This is a genomic window from Campylobacter concisus (assembly GCA_002092835.1).
GTDB lineage: Bacteria > Campylobacterota > Campylobacteria > Campylobacterales > Campylobacteraceae > Campylobacter_A > Campylobacter_A concisus_K.
Window position 1 is genome coordinate 84608 of the sequence record LVWL01000001.1, and the last position, 17967, is coordinate 102574.

The following is a 17967-nucleotide window of genomic DNA, read 5'->3' on the forward strand; positions in this document are numbered from 1 at the left end:
TATGAAAAATTTATTTTACTTTTTTGGCATTGTGTTGTAAGTATTTAAGCACTAAATTTAGGTCAGTTTCGTCTAGTGCTACAAATTTTGCATCGACCATTCCAGCTAAATTTGCTGGCCACTGAGCCGCTGTAAAGCTATTTGGCTCATGAAGTCTATGACATGCAGAACACGTCTCTTCGTAAATTTGTTGTGCTTTTACGTAAAGCTTTTTTGTATCGCCACCAAGTGCGTCATTTGGTACTTCGTAAATGCCCTCTGCTTGGTACCATATTTCGCCATACTCATCTTCAATATCTTTTACTTTTTTAAAATTTGTCCCACTTTCATCATTAAAAGCGATAAAAACTTCCGGATCTTCTATACTTCTTTGAAGCTGGGCTAAATAGTTCGTTGAAACCACACCATTAACCTTTATCTTGCTCGTCTTTTCACCTTTTTCTATAACATCAACTGGCGTTAAAACTTCGATCTTTCCGATATTTTTGCCATCTAACGTTACATTGGCATCTTTTGCGACGACATCGGCACCAAAGGCAAGACTACAAGCTAGCATAGGGGCTAAAAATAGCATTTTCATGTTGCAATCCTTAAAAATAAAATTTAAAAAAATTTTATAACCTAATGACTTAAAAATACATTGTTATATTTAGCTTTATTTAAGAAAGTTAATATTTGCTTTTATTAAAAATAAGATTTAGCAGAAAATTTATCAATGAGTTTTATTTATTGTCTTAATGATCAAAAGTATAAGTAAATTTTATAGTTTGCAAACTCTGCAAAAATTTTACTTTTGAGTCTAGTGAAGTAAAAATTTAACCTTACTTCACTAGCTACTATAAAAAAGTATGGCAAAGCTTTTATAAACTTAAAAACATAAATTAGTAAACTTCTTGCAGAATTCAAAAATATGCTAAAAGTTACTACTCTACATTGCTAGCCATGTTAAAATTTTCTAGAGTTTTATCGTTTTAAAATTTTTTATCAAAACGCCTTATTATCAATCTAACAGCTTTGCTTATCGCCTAGCTCGCACGCCTTTTTTCGCATTTGCTTTGCCTTTTTCGAGTCTTTTTTTACTTGCTCGTATCTATTTTCGTTGAAATTTCCCTCATACAGCCACGCCGCCCTCTCGCAGCCGCCTACGTAGCCTAGCTTACACGAGCGCTCGTAATACTCCATCATCTCGCCTATATCGCCTCCCGTTCGCTCTATCATCCAGCCCACGTTGTAGCATCCGGGAGCGTATTTTTTGTTGCATAGGGTATTGTTTATCGCAAACGACTGCGCCTCGTCGCCCAACTCTTCTTGCATGAAATTGGCTAGCGCCAAGCAACCCGGCAAATACTCGTAAAGGACGCAGCTAGCCTTGTAATACGCGCTAATCTTGGTCTCGCGCTCGCTCTTATCCGCGGCCTTTACTAGATTATTTTTATAAAGTTCGCCAAGATAAAAGCAGCCCTCGCCGTCTCCTTTGGCGCAGGCTAGACTAAATAGCCCCTCCGCCGCGCCGTAGTCTTGCTTTAAGTTAGCAGCTACCATGCCCGCTTGCACGCACTCTTTGGTAGCGTTTAGGTCGGGATTTTTGCATTTTTTGACCTTTTCTAGCGTATCTGCGGCTAGCAATGGCGAAAGGTCCGGCTCGCTAGCGAATAAATTTAACGTCGCAAGTAGCGCAAATAATAAATTTTTCATTTTTATCCTTTAAATTTACCTAACCCCCTCGCTTTGGCGATGCAAGCGGCGACGGCCTGCATCAAAGCGCCGCGAAATCCGCCGTTTTCAAGCGCGGCAAGTCCCTCGATCGTGGTTCCCGCCGGCGAGCAGACCTCGTCTTTTAGCGCGGCCGGGTGCTTGCCGCTTTGGATCAGACGCGCCGTTCCTTCCACGGCCGCACAGACAGTATCGTAGCAAAGCTGCCTAGCAGTCCGCCCCGCACGCCGGCATCAGCCGCAGCCTCGATAAAGGCGCACGCATACGCGGGCAGGCTTCCCGCGATGCCTGTAAATGCGGCAAACTCGGCCTCGTCTATCTCGTAAATTTTACCGATTTTTGCGATTATCTCGCGCACGGTCTCTTTCTTGGGCTCGCTAAATCCCGCGTCAAAGCAAAGAGCCGTAGCCGACGCGCCGATGCAAGCGGCGATATTTGGCATCGCGCGAGCGATATAAACGCCCTCGCCTACGATTTGCCTAGCGCGCTTTATGTCAAAACTCGGCGCCAAAAGAAGCAAAATTTTGCCCGCAAGCTCGGGCGCGATCAGGCGCAAGATAGCCTCGTAGCTAGCGGATTTAGTAGCCAGCACGACCGCGTCCGCTTCGCGCGCTAGATCCGCTTCGCTCGCTGCTATTTTTACGCTAAATCTTTGCCGCAAAGCCTCGTTTTTACTTCTGGCATAGGCTAGGATTTCAAATTTTGCCTCTTTTTCGCATTCGCGTTGACTCGCGTTTTTATCCGTTTGCGCTAAATTTTCCGTCCCGCGAGCCTCGCTACCGCCGCTGGATTTTCGCTCGTCCTCGGCCGAGCTTCGCCCCGCGTCTGCTTCGTCAGATTGCGCGTGCCAAAGCGCCTCTATCATCGCGCCGCCCATATTTCCGCCGCCGATAAAGCCTATTTTTACGTTTTTCATTTCGCCGTCTTTTTTAGAGTGCCGATTTTGACCGCTTTGCCCGCGATCGCCGTATTTACCGCCGCGCTATCCGCCCAGATAGCCCCCGTAACCTGCCCAGGCGTCAAGGTATAAACGCTGCCCGTCTGCGCCTCGTCGCTAGCCTTAAACTCGTTGCCCACGACTAGCTCATAGACGTCCTCGTGTCGTTTTCAAATTTTATCGCCGCTTTTAGCGTCGGCGCTTCGCCCTGTTTCGCCGCGCCCGCGTACTGCTCGAGCATATTTTTACTAAGCTTGCCGTAGACGTCGCCGTCTTGGCCTAGATATATCCGCACGGCGCGCTTATCCGAGTTTTTGCCGCCTTTTTCACCCTTGCCGGCGCTAACGCTCATCTCATATGCGGTTTCTCCCGTCGGGAAGTCCTTAAATTTAGCGTCCGGGACGAAAACCCGCACGTTGTCCGTTACCGTTTTCGTAACGTGCGTCTGCGGCGTTATGCCCGTTAGCACGATCGTGGATTTCACGTCTGAGCCTTTGTCCGAAACAAGCGCGGAGATCGGCACGCGCGTAAGCAGCGTCGTCTCGTAGCAACCGCTAAAAATAAACGCTGCGGCGAGAGCGAAGATAAATTTTAGCTTTTTCATCGGTTTCTTTTAAATTTTCGCCGATTCTAGCATAAACTAAACATTTTTGTATTGATTACATTAAAAGCAAAAATAGAAAAGTAAGTATGGTGTTTTAAAGCATAAATAGTTTTAAGATTGATAAATTTTAATCGTCTTAAGCAAAGCCAACTTAAATAAATAATGCAAAAAAGATATGAGAAATTTATATAAATTTATTTGCTGTTTTTAGAGTTTAATTATTAGCCCCTTTACAAAGGGGCTAGATGATAAATTTTGATTAGAGTTTTGCTTTTCTTTTGCGTTCTGTTGGATCTAAATAGCGCTTGCGAACGCGGATATTTATAGGCGTAACCTCGACCAACTCGTCATCTTCTATCCACTCTAGCGCGCGCTCAAGGCTTAGCTTTCTAGGTGGGACAAGCTTGATCGCATCGTCACTACCGCTAGCACGCACGTTTGTTAGGTTTTTACCCTTGATAGGATTTACATCAAGGTCGTTTGGACGGCTGTGCTCGCCGATGATCATGCCCACATAGACTTTTGCTTGCGGATCAAGGAAAAGCACACCACGATCTTGCAAGTTAAATAGCGAATAAGCAAGCGTTACGCCGTTTTCCATCGAAACTAGAGCACCATTTGTTCTATGCTCGACGGTACCGCTAAGTGGTCTAAACTCCAAAAAGCTGTGGTTCATAACGCCCTCGCCTTTTGTATCAGTCAAAAACTGGCTTCTAAAGCCGATAAGCCCACGCGCTGGGATCTCAAACTCGATCCTTGTTTGGCCATCGCCTGTTGGGTTCATAGAGACCATTTCCGCTTTTCTTTTGCCAAGTTTTTCTATGACTGTGCCTGTCGTATCATCAGGTGCGTCGATCACTAAAAGCTCGTATGGCTCGCATTTTACGCCGTTTATCTCTTTTACGATGACCTCAGGTCTGCCAAGTAAAAACTCATACCCTTCGCGGCGCATATTTTCAGCCAAAATAGTAATCTGAAGCTCGCCACGGCCACTTACTTTAAATTTGCCCTCGCCGATATTTTCATACTTCATCGCGATATTTGTCTTCATCTCGTTTGCAAGGCGCTCATCGATCTTGTTTGATGTGACGTGTTTGCCCTCAGTACCTGCCAATGGGCCGTCATTTACAGAAAATACAACGCTAAGTGTCGGCTCTTCGATGTGAAGAGGATCTAGTGGATGAGGATTGTTTGGATCAACGACGCTATCGCCAACGTCAAGCGCATCAAAGCCAGCGATCGCTACGATGTCGCCAGTACCAGCTTCGTTAATATCGGTTCTTTCAAGACCCATAAAACCAATTAACTTTGAAATTCTACCAGTTGTCTTTGTGCCATCAGCCTTTGCAAGCATGACATTTTGGTTTTTTGATATCTTGCCGTTAAAAATTCTCGCAATGCCGATCTTACCGACGTAGTTATCATAATCAAGAGTAAACACTTGAAGCTGGAGTGGGTTTTCATCACTACCGCTTGGAGCTGGTACGTGAGCCAAGATAGTCTCAAAAAGTGGCTGCATATCTTTGTTTTCATCGCTTAGTTTTAGCTTTGCATAGCCATTTTTAGCAGCTGCATAAACTACTGGGAATTCTAACTGCTCGTCATTTGCATCAAGTGCTACAAAAAGGTCAAAAATTTCATTTATAACGCGGTCTGGATCGCCTGCTGGCTTATCTATCTTATTTACGACAACGATTGGGCGAAGTCCTAGTGAGAGCGCCTTTTTAACGACGAATTTAGTTTGTGGCATAACGCCTTCTTGCGCATCGACAAGTAGTAAAACGCCATCAACCATCTTTAACACGCGCTCAACCTCACCACCAAAGTCGGCGTGGCCTGGGGTGTCAATGATGTTGATCTTTGTATCTTTGTAGCGAATAGCAGTATTTTTAGAAAGAATCGTGATGCCACGCTCCCTTTCGATGTCGTTACTATCCATTACACGCTCGCCAAGGTTTTGATGCTCATTAAATGTTCCTGACTGTTTCAAAAGCTCATCAACCATTGTTGTTTTACCGTGGTCGACGTGTGCGATAACGGCTATATTTCGTATCTTTTCCAAAGTTTTCTCCGTTTATTAGTTTGCTATTTTCGCTTCATTAGTTTTAAAATAGGGGCAGATTATAGCCAAATTTTTATAAATTTTAAGCTGATATCAAGAAATTAATTTTTGGAATAGATTTTGCATGCTTGACATTAAGTTTAAAAATTTGAAAGGTTTAAATGCAAGCTTATACAGCGAAAAACAACGTAGATTTGCTGGCTCCTGCTGGGAATAAAAAACCGTCTGCTTCTAAGAAATCTCAAAACAACGGCGAATTTTTGTCTATGGTTTTAGATGCAGCTGCGAGCAAGGCAAATAGCGGCCAAAAAATCACTGAAAAAGATGTCAAAGAGATAGTAAAAACGGTTATCACTCAAAAAGAGACACTGCAAAAAGCTCAAAGCGAAAGTGCGGCAAAAATTTCAACTGCACTTGAAGAAAATTTGGACGAAAACACAAAAAATGAGCTCTATGAAAATGCAAATTTCATGCAGCTTTTGCAAGTTTTAGAAATTCTAAACGGTAATGAAAAAGTAAGTAAATTTCCAAATTTCAGCGACAAAATAGCAAATTTCTTAAGTGTGCCTGAAAACGTCGAAGAGCTTAGCAACGTTAAAAGCGTTAGCGATCTTATCGACCTTGCTAAGAAATTTGATCTTGGCCTTGAAAATATAGAAATTTCAAACGAAGATGTGCCAAAACTAAATGAGATGTTTAAAAATTTAGGCAAGAAAGAATTTTTCACACCGATAAAGACCGAAGACAAGCCTTTTTATCTAAAAGAGCTAAAAAATGAGGTCGAGCAAACCATCATCAAAAATGAACCAAAAGAGGTAGTAAAGCTTGATACCTTGCTAAAAGAGGTAGTGGCAAATCCAACTAGCGAAGCTAAAAATTTAGTAAAAGAAGAGCCTAAAAAGCTAGATAGTGAAGTAAAGCTTGATGATGAGATAGTGGATGTTGAGCCAGAGGAGCAACCAAAAGTAAAGGTAAATTTACACGAGCAAAAGGCACAAAAAGCCCCAACTTTAGAGTCGCTACTCTTTCCAAAAAGAGAGCAGATGAGCGAGCCTGAGCCAAGCGAGGAGACATTTAGTAACGATAATAAATCAGAACTAAATCAAATGGTAAAAGATATCGCTAGTAGTGCTAAACACCAGCTTCAAACAAAGGCTGAGATAAAAGAGACGCTTAGCAACTTCTCTTCTACATTAAAAGAGCAGGTGCAAAACTACAAAGCGCCGATCACTCGCTTTAACATCACGCTTAACCCGCTAAATTTAGGCGAGGTCGAGATCACGATGGTAAATCGCGGCAATAACTTACATGTAAATTTTAACTCAACCACGGCTACGATGAATCTCTTTTTGCAAAATCAAGCCGAGTTTAAAAATAGCCTTGTAAATATGGGATTTACCGAGCTTGAGATGAATTTCTCAGATCAAAATCAAAGACAAGATAAAAAAGAACAAGCAAAGAATAAATACAGCTCAAATCAAAGCGATGAGAGCGAAAACACTCAAGCAGAACAAAGCTTGCTTGAGCTAGTAATACCAAGATATATTTAGGAGAGATCATGGCTTCAGTTTCAGATATAACTACACAAACAACACAACAAAAAAACGCCGAGAAAAAGGCAAAAGCAAAGCAAGATGCGGCAGCTGGCACAGGAACTAACCCAAATGCACAGCTAGATAAAGATGCATTTATGAAGCTACTTTTAACAGAGCTTCAGTATCAAGACCCAACAAGTCCTATGGATACTGAAAAGATGCTTACGCAAACTAGTCAGCTAGCTTCACTAGAGATGCAACAAAATACAAACTCAGCTATGAAAGAGCTTGTAAATCAGTTAAAATCAAATGCAAATGCCTACGCCATATCAGCTCTTGGCAAAATGGTCTCAACTGGTTCAAACTCAGTTTTACTAACAGATGAGCAAAAAACTGTAAATTTTGCACTTTATTTTAAATCAGATCTTGCAAATGGTAAGCTCGAAATTAAAAATGCAAATGGAGAGGTCGTTCGTTCAATCGATATAAAAGATCTAAAATCAGGAGTCCGCAGAATATCTTGGGATGGCAAAGATGATTCTGGAAAACAATTACCAAACGGCGCATATACAGTCTCTGTTAATTACACTGGAAAAGATGGTAATTCATACAAGACTCAAGTAGGTAGCTATCCAGTTGAGGCAGTAAAATTTGTAGACGGCAAAGCTATGATAAAAATCGCAGGCGAATATGTCCCAATGGATAAAATATCTGAATTTTACGAAGGATAAAAGCCATGATGAGAGGTTTTTACAACGGAATTAGTGGTATTAAAACACAAAGCTTTGGCATGGATGTTTGGGCAAATAATATCTCAAATATCAACAACGTAGGTTTTAAAGCTTCAATCCCTGAGTTTAAAAATTTAATCAATCAACATATGGCTTCTGCTGGAAGTGGTCCAACTAACAATCAAGTAGGTCTTGGAGCTACAAAACAAACGACAGCTTTAAAGATGACAAATGGTAGTTTTCAAAATACTGATAATAACTTTGACCTAGCCATAGGCGGTAAAGGCTTTTTTGGCGTCGTTGATAAAAACGGTAGAAACTACTACACAAGAACAGGTAGCTTCGATATAGATGGGGCTGGAAATTTAGTAGATAATAAAGGCAACTTGCTTCTTGGTACGTTAACAAGTTTTACTCCAGTCACTCCAAGTGCTAATGCTCTTAGAAAATATGGTCAAACAAAAGGTACCACGCAGGCATTTACAGCAAAAGAAGAAGATATAAAACTAAGAGATACTGGCTCACAAAAAGGTATAAATTTACCTCATTTTTTATTTATGCCAGCCAAGCAAACAAAAAATATAGATTTAAAAGGCAACCTAGACTCAAGCCTTATAACAGATAAGCGAACAACAGCCATTGATGCGGCAAATTTTAACTATACACTCGATAATACAAACAAAACTATCTCGCTAAATGGACAAATCCCACTAAGTCAGACGAACTTTGGTGCAAAAGCAGGTGACAGCGTGGTGGTAAAAGTAAAAGACGGTGATGGTAAATTTAGTGAGTTTTCGACTACACTAGAGAGCGATGGCAGCTGGCATATAAACAATAAAAGCCTAAAATTTATGAATTTTGCTAGCTTAGATGTAAAAGCTGAAGTTACATCACTAGTTGAAGTAGCTAATAAAGAAAAACTAAGCTCAGAGATATATAACAGTGATGGTACAAAGAGCTTAGTAACTATAAATTTTACAAAGCAAATCCCTCAAGGTGGCAATCAAACTATCTGGAATGCCACAGCTACGATAACTGATGCTAATGGTGTTGTACAAAATACAGCTATGGGAACACTTACTTTTGATGGTAGCGGTAGGCTTGTTACAAATACATTAACAAGCGTTGGAAACGTAGCTTTAAATTTTCTTGGCGATGGAGATGCAAATGTCTATAATGGCATAACAAGCTCGGCTAATTCGAAAAAAGACTTTGTCATAAAAGCAGATGGCTACGCCGAAGGAAATCTCACAAAATATAGCGTTGATGATCGTGGAAATATCATGGCAAATTTTGACAATTCGCGCTCATTTATAGTTGCAAAAATAGCTCTATATCACTTCCAAAATGAACAGGGCGTATCAAAAGTGGGTGATAATCTCTATGAAGCAACTCCAAATTCAGGCGAGGCATTTTTTTATAAAAATAAAGCTGGTGAGACTATTTATGGCTCACAAATTCTTGCAAATAAACTTGAAATGAGTAACGTCGATCTTGGTCAAGCGCTAAGTGAGGTTATCGTTACGCAAAAGGCTTATGAGGCTAGTGCAAAAAGTATCACAACAAGTGATGAGATGATCCAGACTGCTATTCAGATGAAGAAATGATTTTTATACTAGTTGATGATTAAAAATTTAAAATGAATGATAATTTCAAGAATAGAGTTTGACTTCGTTTATTAAAAACTCATAAACTCTTTGCTGAACTAAAATTTCTTCCTCACAGCCACTCATCAAGCGACGAAGGTGAGAAAAATCTATCTTTTTGGCGTATCTTTTGTGATCTTTTAGGTCTTTATCAATGCTTAAAAGTAGTGCATCAAGTGTGATCCTATCGTTTCTTTTAACTCTTGCTACATACTCTTTAACAGTTTGGATCAAAAAGTCTTTTCTGGTTTGGTCATTTTCATAAATTTCATTTGTAATGTCGTTTAAAACAAAAAAATCATCTTCGTCTGGGTCAAATTTAGCAGAGATCATAGCGGCAAAAATTTTGGCACGAAATTCTAAAGATTTGTGATGATAGATAAAAAAATCTCTAAAAGCTGATAAAAAACGAAGTTTAAACTTTCCAGACATTACTCTACTTTTTATGAAATTTGGGCTGATTATATACTTTTAAAGCTAAATTTTTAAAAATGTAACTATAAAACAAAATTTAAGTATAGTTTCTGTATGATTGTGAAGCTCCTTCTTAGACCTGTGCAATGCTTTTTATGAGCACCGCTTCAGGGTGGGAACACAGCAGAGCACTTGTATTAAGTGTGTGCCGCAGTTATCTGAGAGGGGGTCTTTCTAAACCAAAATGTTCATTAAAATCATCACAAATTTCTAAAAAATCCACTCCGTCGATCTTAGGTTTTTCGCTAAAAAATTTATACATATTATTAAAGCCATCAGTTAGCTCTTTTGACTTGACGCCGTAGCTTATAGAAATTCCGGCTTCGATGTAGGCTGAAAGTTTGTCGCAGTATTTTAATGCTTTGCCATCGATCGGGTTAAATTTATCCTCATTTACGTTCTCCATCGTCCCTTCGTGGCATATGATTTTACGCTCGTAAGTTCTATTTTCAAACTCATCTTTTATAAATTTTTCACCATCTTTTCTGATGCCAAGGATGTAGCTAAACTCATCTTTGATCTTTTCCGGTACAAATGGCAAAATCCTCTCATCAATAAGCCTCATCTCATACTCGCTGATGATCTCATTTAGCCCCTTTACACCGTATTTTACAGGGCTTATGATGTCCCTTGTGAGGCTCTCTGGTAGGTCGTGAAATAGTGCGCAAAAGAAGTTATTTTCTAGACGCTTTTTGCAAGCTTTTGCTTTGAGTGAATAAAAATAGCTAAGTATCGCAACAACTAGCATATGTCCTAAGACCGCAGTTTCAGGGATACGAGGCGTTTGTGCCCAGCGCTTTTGAAACCTTAGCCTGCCACTTAGATCAACAAGGCGGGCTAATTTTTGATTCATAGCGATCTTTCTAACGCCAATTAGCTCGTAATAATCCTCCATCTCCTCTTCAACCTTAGCTTTAAGCTCGTCGATGTCGCTTAAAAACTGGCTCGTTTGATAGACGATAGAAAATTCCCATCTAGTGGCAAGATAGCTGGCTGCTTTTAGGATCAGGCGCTCTTTTTCATGCTTTTTATCATTTTTAAAGTGGTTTTTAAATCTCTCTAAAAATTTGCCATCTTCGATCTCTGAGATCAGCTCCTCTAGGTTGTTTAAGACCCAGCTATTTATCTGCTCTTTTTTTGTCTTTTGGATGTGATGAAAGACGTCTGGACGTATGTCTGTTACTACGACCCTACTTAAAAACTCAAAAATTCCGGCCTCAATGATATAGTTCATATCGGCGTCTTGCTCTTGTTTTGCTATGAAATAAGCGATGATAAATTTATGAGCCTGCTTATCAAGCTCGACTAAATTTGCCATCTTTGGATAGTCGTTCCAACGTGATATAGATGCTGCTTTAAAGATATGTTCTATAAGCTTAGCACTTATCATTATTTATCCTTTTTGACTACTTTTGGCTTCTTATCATCGGCATAGCTTATCTTTCTAAAGCCCTCTTTGTTTGAGCTTCTTCTTGGTTTGTCATCTTTTTTAAATTTATCATCTCTACTGCCTCTATTGCCACGATCACTAGTGCTTCGTCTCTCGCGTGGCTTGTCACTAAAGCTTCTCTCCCTACTTTTTGGAGTAAAATCTTTTTCCTCAGCTGGTTTTTTTACGACTAAATCAGAGCTGATCTCGATAACTGTATGGACATTTCCACGTGGGTTGAAGTCGCCAACTATCTTCATAAATTTAGGCTCTAGTTTTTTCTCTAAAACAGAGTAAATTTCATTTATACTATCTTCATGGCTGATGTTACGGTTCATAAAGCTATTTATATAAAGCTTTATCGCTTTTAGCTCAACAACTAGCTTATTTGGGATGTACTCAAGGTAGATCGTCGCAAAGTCAGGATAACCAGAGCGAGGGCAAAGGCAGCAAAACTCAGGCAGAGTGATCTTTATGACATAGTCCCTTGTTTGCTTATTTTCCCAGACCTCAAGGTCACTCTCTACGTCAAATTCTTTCAAAATTTTCTCGCCATATTTCATCTCTAGCTCTTCGCTCATTTTTTATCCTTTATTTTTTTGCTAATTAGATCAAATTTAAATTTGATCACCTTTTAAATATCTAAGTGTTTAACGTCTTTTGCGTGGTCTTGGATGTAGTTTCTTCTTGGCTCGACCTCATCGCCCATGAAGAGATTAAACGTGTCAGAAGCACTTATAGCGTCGTTTATATCAATTTTTAAAAGTCTTCTGTTCTCAGGGTTCATCGTAGTCTCCCAAAGCTGTTCAGGGTTCATCTCACCAAGACCTTTATAGCGCTGGATGTATGCACCTTTTTTCGCATTTTTCTCTACTTCATCAAGCACATCTATAACGTCACTATGCAAGTCTAGGCCACGCTCTTTTATCTTTTGACTGATATAAAGCGCCTCTTCATAAAGTGGGTTTGTGAATAAATTTTCATTTACCACAAGCTCTTCTAGGCCGCTCTCTGTTTGGACGTAAATTCTAATCTCATCTTCGCTAACGTAGTGGTTTAGGATATTATGACCCTCAGCTTTTAAGAAATCTCTTAAAATTTCAAAAATTTCATTGTAGCTTTTTGAGACGATGTCTGGATTTTCTATCATATAGCGGATCACTGAAAGGACGTTAAAGCGTTTTTCAAGCTCTTTTAATACGCTTCTATAAGCTGCAACAATCTTTAAGAAGTCGATGAGATCCGCACTGCCAATCCCCTCTATGTCAACGCCTTCTATACCAGTTTCGATAAGAAATTCGTTTAATGCCTTTTCATCTTTTAGATAAATTTCTTTCTTACCTTTTTTATAACGGTAAAGTGGCGGTTGAGCTAGGTAGATATGGCCGTTTTCTACAACTTTATTTAAAAATCTAAAGAAGAAAGTTAAAAGCAGCGTCTGTATGTGACTACCATCAACGTCGGCATCGGTCATGATGATAATCTTATGATATCTAAGCTTCTCAGCATCAAATTCATCTCCGATGCCGCAGCCTAGCGCTGTTATCATATTTTTTATCTCATCAGATTTTAAAATTTTATCCAGTCTTGCCTTTTCAACATTTAGAATTTTACCCTTTAGCGGCAATATCGCTTGAAAAACTCTATCACGTCCTTGCTTTGCAGAACCGCCCGCAGAGTCGCCCTCCACTAGGTATAGCTCGCTGATAACTGGGTCTTTACTCTGACAATCAGCTAACTTACCAGGGAGTGTGCCTACGCTCATGCTCTCTTTTTTGCGAGTTAGATCCCTAGCTTTTTTAGCAGCTTCTCTACCACGAGCTGCCATTAGGGCTTTTTCCATTATAGCTCTTGCTTCGATAGGGTTTTCTTCAAAATACTTTGTAAGTACGTCAAAAACCATCTTTTGAACGATAGGTTTTACGTAGCTTGAGCCTAGTTTGCCCTTTGTTTGTCCCTCAAACTGCGGCTCTGGTACTTTTACACTTACAACAGCGATAAGTCCCTCGCGGATATCTTCGCCAGTTATCTTTGTATCTTTTTCACGTGCAGCAGCATTTGCTGAGACGTAGTTTGTGATAACTCTTGTAAGGCCCGCTCTAAATCCAGCTTCGTGTGTACCACCATCTGGAGTTTTGATGTTATTTACAAAGCTTAGTAAATTTTCACTATAAGTGTCGTTGTAAAGCAAGGCAAAATCAACTAACACATCATCTTCGCCGCCGCTAAATGAGACCGCTTTGCTGACTGGATTTGCCTTGTTCATATCAGTTACAAAGCTCTCTAACCCGCCTTCATAGTGAAAGCTCTCGCTTCTACCGTTTCTTTGATCTTTAAAATTTATAGTTATCTTTGGGTTTAGATATGCTAGCTCGCGAAATCTCTTTGTTAAAATTTCATCATCAAATTCAGTCACTTCAAATATACTATCATCTGGCCAAAACTCGACTTGCGTACCTGTGCGGTTTGTAGTCTTTATAACTTCAAGATCACTTTGTGGGATACCACATGAAAACTCTTGTCTATGAAGCTTGCCATCTCGTTTTATATTTACGACTAGTTTTTTAGAAAGAGCATTTACAACAGATACACCAACACCGTGAAGACCGCCAGAAACTTTATAAGTGTCCTTATCAAATTTACCACCAGCGTGAAGTACAGTTAAAACAACAGTCGCAGCTGAAATTTTCTCAGTTGGGTGCATATCTACTGGGATACCACGGCCATTATCGCTAATGATCGCTGAGCCCTCACGTGTAAGCTCAACATCGATAGTATCGCAGTATCCTGCCATTGCCTCGTCGATAGAGTTGTCAACGACTTCGTAGATCATATGGTGAAGACCACTGACGTTTGTATCGCCTATATACATGCCTGGGCGTTTTCTAACTGCCTCAAGTCCTTTTAGTACTTTAATATTTTCTGCGCCGTAATTATTTTCCATAACCTAGACCTTATATTATAAATTTATCGGCATTATCACTGTTGTTAGTTCCTTTGAACTTACAACAAATGCCAACGAGCTTTCATTAAATCCAAGCTCAAAATTTTCATCTTCGATACTAGTTAAGAAATCAAGCAAGTATCTATTTTTTATGCCTATAAAGAATTCATCTTCTAAGCCAGTTTGATAATCAATCATAGTTTTTGCTTCAGAGTTATCTTCTATAACACTTTCAAATGTTATGTTGTCTCTTGCAAAAGTTATTTTCATTGTATCACTTAGCATTGAGATAGTTTTTATACCCTCTATCATCTTATCTCTACTTAGTTGAAGTCTTTTTCTTACTTCTTTTGGTATGACACGCTCATAGTCTGGAAATTTACCATTTATAAGTTTTGTGAAAAACTCAAAATTTTGGCTTTGAGCGATTAAGATATTTTCATCATAGTAAATTTCTATCTTGTCAAAAAATAGTTTTTGTATTTCATTGATAGCTTTTTTAGGGATTATAAGTGAAAATTCCTTTTCAGTTGGTGTTTGAAATTTAAATACACTAAGTCTTCTTGTATCAGTACCAACGATATTTATAAAGTCTTGTTTAATATCAAGGAAAGCACCATTTAGTTCAAATTTTGGGTTATTACTATCAATGCTTGGTAAAATTTTCTTTAAACTTCTTCCTAACATAACAGCATCAACATCAAATTTTGATTTACCCTCAATCGTTGGAAATTCTGGAAAATCTTCAAATTTATACATTGGAAGTTTGTATTTTGAGTTTTTTTGTTTTATATAAAGATAGTTATTTACAGTTTCTAACATCACTTCTTCGTCTTTTAGACTTTTTATAATGTCAAGTAGTTTTTTACCGTTTGCAGTTGCATAACCTTGATCAACGATTTTTACATTACTTAACTTATATGCTAGTCCTATCTCATGATCAGTTGCTTTTATATTTAAAACTCCATCTTTTGCTGAGATATAAATATGAGAAGTTATAGCACTAAGATCTCTTTTTTCAAGATATGGATTTGTATTTGTTACTATGCTTTCAAGCATATTTTTGTTTATTAAAACTTTCATTAAAAACTTCCTTCTATTTTTAAATTTAATTTTTTTGTTTTAGTAGGTGATGTTAAAAAGTGAAAAGTGCTTTTCAACACCGAAATACAGCTATTTGAAATGTGAAAAATTATATTTTCTTTTTCACATTTATTCACAAATTTCATATTGTATTTTATCCTTTTGTCAAAATTTTGTTTTTTAATTCAGTAACTTTTAGACTAAAAATTTCATTAGTTTGTATTAGTTCATTTATCTTTTTAATATTATGACTAACGGCACTGTGATCTTTCATGCCAAAATAGTTTGCAATTTGTGGCATTGAATTTGTAGTGAGCATCTTTGCAAGATATATGATTATTCGTCTAGCTTCTACAATATTTGCAACTCGTGATTTGCTTTTTATATCACTTTGTTTGATATTTAGCTCTTTACTAACTATTTCGATGATAGTATCGAAATTTATATTTTCACGTTTTTCTTTAATCAAATCTTTTAATATACTTTTTGCAAGATCAAGTGTTATCTCTTCTTTCATAAGAGTTTTAAAAACATTTAAATTTATGATAGCTCCCTCGATCTCACGGATATTATCTCCCATGTTTGTAGCTATGTAGTTTATAACCTCTTTATTTAGATCGATTTTATCAAATTCACATTTTTTGATGATGATGGCTATCTTTGTATCAAGTTCGGGCGGCGTAATATCAGCCATAAAAGCTTTATCAAATCTTGAAATCATCCTATCTTCAAAGCCTTTTAGCGTTTTTGGAGGTCGATCTGAAGTCATAACTATTTGACCATTTTTTGCTAAAAGTTCATTATATGTGTTGAAAAATTCCTCTTGGATTTTATCAGTTTTGCCAAGAAACTGTACATCGTCTATTAGTAAAACATCACAGTTTCTATATTTTTCACGAAATTTTGGCATTGAGTGGTTATTTATATGACTGGTAAAATCTATCATAAATTGTTCACTAGTCACGCAAATAACGGTTTTTCCTTTATTTAGGCAGTGATTTCCGACTGACTGGAGTAAGTGAGTCTTGCCAAGTCCCGTCGTGCCATAGATAAAAAGTGGATTATAAAGTACACCAGGTTTTCAGCAGCTGCTTTTGCGCTTAAAAATGCGTATTGATTTGACGCTCCACAGACAAAATTTTCAAATGTGTAGCTTGGATTTAAAATGCTACTTTGTGTTTTTATTTGCTTAACATTTATTTGATTTTGTTTTGATGTCTTGCTACTTTTAGTAGATGAAATTTCTATATTTGGTTTTATGCCTGTTTTAACTTCATATAGATGAGCGATTTTATCAGCATATCTTGTATTTATAAATTTAGCCATCAACTCATTTGGTGCAGTAAATACGATAATATGATCGTCTGAAGCCTTTTCGTTAAATTTTAATTGTTTGATATAACTTTGGTATTCTTCAGGTGAAATTTGTGTTGAAAGATTTTCTAAAATTTCGTCTGCTATCAAATTTTTATGCCTTAAATTTCGAGAATTTTTATAGTGATACTATCTTAATTTTAATAAAACCTTTGTTAAACTCTAACAAACTTTTTCACATCGTGAAAAAGTCGTGAAAAAGTATTGAAAAGATAGTGATGAAAATTTTAGGAATCGACCCAGGTACGAAGAATTGTGGTTATGCAATACTTGAAAAAAATAAATTGAAAACTACTCTTCTTGAAGCAGGACTCATAAAAATAAAACCAAACACACTTCAATATCAGATTACCGAGCTTTGCGAGGGGCTTGATCTCATCTTTAAAAACCATAAATTTGACGAAGTTGCGATTGAAGATATATTTTTTGCTTACAATCCAAAAACGGTTTTAAAGCTCGCTCAGTTTCGAGGAGCACTTAGCCTTAAAATTTTACAGCTTCATGGTGATTTTGCCGAGTATACGCCACTTCAGGTAAAAAAAACTGTCACTGGCAAGGCTAAAGCTGATAAAGAGCAAGTGGCATTTATGGTGAAGAAAATTTTAGGAATAAATAAAGATATAAAACCGCTTGATATCACTGATGCGATCGCGATCGCGCTAACTCACGCAAATAATTTAAGAATAAGCTAAATTTTGATAGGAAAAAGATGGCAACATTAAAAGCTTTACTAATTGGCGAGGTGAAAAACTATGGCTCGCAAAGTGCGACTGATAAGCTAAATACACCATGGAGTTCAGCTATATTTAAAATAGCTCAAAATGGCGAAATTTTCGCAAATGAACTTGGCTTTGTGGGTGATAGTGTCGCTGATACAAAGCACCATGGAGGCCCTGAAAAAGCTATATTTGCAAATTCGTTTTCAAACTATGCTGATTGGGAAAGTTTTTTAGGATTAAAAAACATGGCTTATGGTGCGATGGGTGAGAATTTATGCATTGACGGTCTTGATGAGAGTAGTGTCTGTGTAGGTGATATCCATAAAATCGGCTCACTAGTCCTTCAAGTATCGCAGCCAAGAAAGCCTTGCTTTAAGCTCTCAAAAAGATGGGGCAATGAAAATATGGCTACTCACATCTTTGAAACTGGCCTTACTGGCTGGTATTACCGCGTCATAACACCAGGATCGTGCAAAGTGGGCGACGTGATAGAAGTTATAGAAAAAGATCCAGTTTATATGAGCATTTTAGAAGTAAATAGACTTTTTTGCGCTCCAAGTAAAAATTTAAATTTACTAGAGAAATTTAACTCTCTTACTACTCTTCCAAAAAGTTGGTATAGTGACATGGAAAGACGTATTCAAGGTATTTATAGTACAGAATATATGAGAAATTTATAATAGTAAGTAAAATTTTTATTATTTTAATACCCACAA

At 38.1% G+C, this 17967-nt stretch carries 13 protein-coding genes, 1 other RNA gene and 3 pseudogenes; 6 read left to right on the forward strand and 11 right to left on the reverse strand.

All coding sequences use genetic code 11. The features are described 5' to 3' along the window. Positions 1-10 precede the first annotated feature (10 nt). From A3835_00420 to A3835_00440, 5 genes and pseudogenes are all read right to left on the reverse strand, one after another. A complete protein-coding gene (locus A3835_00420) occupies positions 11-580 on the reverse strand; it encodes a hypothetical protein (protein ID ORI10817.1) in 570 nt (189 codons plus the stop codon). 425 nt (positions 581-1005) lie between these two features. Beyond that, positions 1006-1695, reverse strand: a complete 690-nt coding sequence (locus tag A3835_00425) for a hypothetical protein (GenBank protein ID ORI10818.1) — start codon at positions 1693-1695, stop codon at positions 1006-1008. A gap of 2 nt (positions 1696-1697) precedes the next feature. Next, positions 1698-2629 (reverse strand): annotated as a pseudogene (locus tag A3835_00430) (pyrroline-5-carboxylate reductase). Further along, a pseudogene (locus A3835_00435) lies at positions 2626-3254 on the reverse strand (hypothetical protein). The pseudogenes A3835_00430 and A3835_00435 overlap by 4 nt, the downstream one beginning before the upstream one ends. A gap of 259 nt (positions 3255-3513) precedes the next feature. After that, positions 3514-5316, reverse strand: a complete 1803-nt coding sequence (locus A3835_00440) for a GTP-binding protein TypA (GenBank protein ID ORI10819.1) — start codon at positions 5314-5316, stop codon at positions 3514-3516. Between the two features lie 161 nt (positions 5317-5477). On the opposite strand from A3835_00440, the gene A3835_00445 reads away from it, so the two are divergent. The 3 genes from A3835_00445 to A3835_00455 are packed head-to-tail and all read left to right on the forward strand — an operon-like array spanning position 5478 to position 9189. Then, complete coding sequence (locus A3835_00445) at positions 5478-6866, forward strand: flagellar hook-length control protein FliK (protein ID ORI10820.1); 1389 nt, start codon at positions 5478-5480, stop codon at positions 6864-6866. An 8-nt stretch (positions 6867-6874) separates the two neighbouring features. Next, the gene (locus A3835_00450; GenBank protein ID ORI10821.1) at positions 6875-7582 is read left to right on the forward strand and encodes a flagellar biosynthesis protein FlgD; all 708 of its coding nucleotides are present in this window, start codon (positions 6875-6877) and stop codon (positions 7580-7582) included. A gap of 8 nt (positions 7583-7590) precedes the next feature. Further along, complete coding sequence (locus A3835_00455) at positions 7591-9189, forward strand: flagellar biosynthesis protein FlgC (protein ID ORI10877.1); 1599 nt, start codon at positions 7591-7593, stop codon at positions 9187-9189. 45 nt (positions 9190-9234) lie between these two features. On the opposite strand, the gene A3835_00460 is transcribed toward A3835_00455, so the two are convergent. Further along, on the reverse strand, positions 9235-9660 hold the full coding sequence (locus A3835_00460) for a hypothetical protein (protein ORI10822.1): 426 nt from the start codon (positions 9658-9660) through the stop codon (positions 9235-9237). Between the two features lie 112 nt (positions 9661-9772). Here A3835_00460 and ffs point away from each other — a divergent pair. Beyond that, positions 9773-9870, forward strand: an RNA gene (ffs, locus tag A3835_00465) — signal recognition particle sRNA small type. Here ffs and A3835_00470 read toward each other — a convergent pair. The 5 genes and pseudogenes from A3835_00470 to A3835_00490 all read right to left on the reverse strand — a co-directional run bounded on the left by A3835_00470 (position 9857) and on the right by A3835_00490 (position 16622). Next, on the reverse strand, positions 9857-11092 hold the full coding sequence (locus A3835_00470; protein ORI10823.1) for a hydrolase: 1236 nt from the start codon (positions 11090-11092) through the stop codon (positions 9857-9859). The genes ffs and A3835_00470 overlap by 14 nt on opposite strands. Further along, positions 11092-11694 carry a 7-cyano-7-deazaguanine reductase gene (locus A3835_00475; GenBank protein ORI10878.1) on the reverse strand — a complete coding sequence of 201 codons (603 nt, stop codon included), beginning with the start codon at positions 11692-11694 and terminating at the stop codon, positions 11092-11094. Before A3835_00475 ends, A3835_00470 begins: the two co-directional genes overlap by 1 nt. 71 nt (positions 11695-11765) lie before the next feature. Next, entirely contained in the window at positions 11766-14075 is a 2310-nt protein-coding gene (locus A3835_00480) for a DNA gyrase subunit B (protein ORI10824.1), read from the reverse strand. A gap of 15 nt (positions 14076-14090) precedes the next feature. Then, entirely contained in the window at positions 14091-15158 is a 1068-nt protein-coding gene (locus tag A3835_00485) for a DNA polymerase III subunit beta (GenBank protein ID ORI10825.1), read from the reverse strand. A gap of 154 nt (positions 15159-15312) precedes the next feature. Continuing rightward, a pseudogene (locus A3835_00490) lies at positions 15313-16622 on the reverse strand (chromosomal replication initiation protein DnaA). A 128-nt stretch (positions 16623-16750) separates the two neighbouring features. On the opposite strand from A3835_00490, the gene A3835_00495 reads away from it, so the two are divergent. Beyond that, a complete protein-coding gene (locus tag A3835_00495) occupies positions 16751-17224 on the forward strand; it encodes a crossover junction endodeoxyribonuclease RuvC (protein ID ORI10826.1) in 474 nt (157 codons plus the stop codon). A 17-nt stretch (positions 17225-17241) separates the two neighbouring features. Then, positions 17242-17931, forward strand: a complete 690-nt coding sequence (locus A3835_00500; protein ORI10827.1) for a sulfurase — start codon at positions 17242-17244, stop codon at positions 17929-17931. Positions 17932-17967 lie beyond the last annotated feature (36 nt).